Annotated in this window: 1 protein-coding gene; it reads right to left on the reverse strand. The window is 58.0% G+C overall.

Annotated features, from left to right (window positions below; genetic code table 11):
- Nucleotides 1-204: 204 nt before the first annotated feature.
- Nucleotides 205-783: alpha-hydroxy acid oxidase (locus AWB68_RS45715; RefSeq protein WP_143282089.1), on the reverse strand; the 579-nt coding region annotated here is incomplete at its 5' end.

The following is a 783-nucleotide window of genomic DNA, read 5'->3' on the forward strand; positions in this document are numbered from 1 at the left end:
AAATAGAAACTGGCCGCTAACGCGGCCAAGCTGTCGCCTGCTCGCTTGACACCGGCCCGCTAATGGGTGTGGGTAATCCTGAGGTTCAGCATCGGGGGCGTGCGCCGCTCGCAATCGCACTCTGGTTTCCGCACGTCGGTCAATGTCGGAGCCCGACGGCGCACTCCAGTGACGTGAATAAGCGCTGGTCCCGGCGGCAAAGCTTCATTCGTCAGGTAGCAAGATTCGAGAGTCCACCCCGCGGATGTCCGTATGCCCGCAAAACGCCATTGTGATATCCAGTTCTTTGTGGATCGTCTCCAGGCACTTTGTCACACCCGCTTCGCCCATTGCGCCCAAGCCGTACAGAAAGCTGCGGCCGATCAGGGTACCTTTGGCACCGAGCGCGACGGCTTTCAGGACATCCTGTCCGCTCCGAATGCCACCATCCATCCATACCTCTATTTTCGAGCCAACGTCCCTTGCGATTTCGGGGAGCGCCGATATCGAAGAGGGCGCGCCGTCCAGTTGTCGTCCCCCATGGTTGGAGACGATGAGCGCGTCGGCACCGCTTTCGGCGGCGAAACGCGCGTCCTCTGGATCCATGATGCCTTTGAGGATGAGCTTGCCTCCCCAGAGATTCTTGACCCACTCGACGTCTGACCAGCTCAACTCCGGATCGAACTGCTCGGCAGTCCATGAACTGAGAGAAGTCAAATCGCCTACTGGAAGGTCTGAACAACCCGTTTTCTGCTCTGGATATCTAACTGGCACACTCAGAATGAAGATTGCATCGTCATTTGC

It is taken from the genome of Caballeronia choica, assembly GCF_001544535.1.
GTDB classification, from domain to species: Bacteria; Pseudomonadota; Gammaproteobacteria; order Burkholderiales; family Burkholderiaceae; genus Caballeronia; species Caballeronia choica.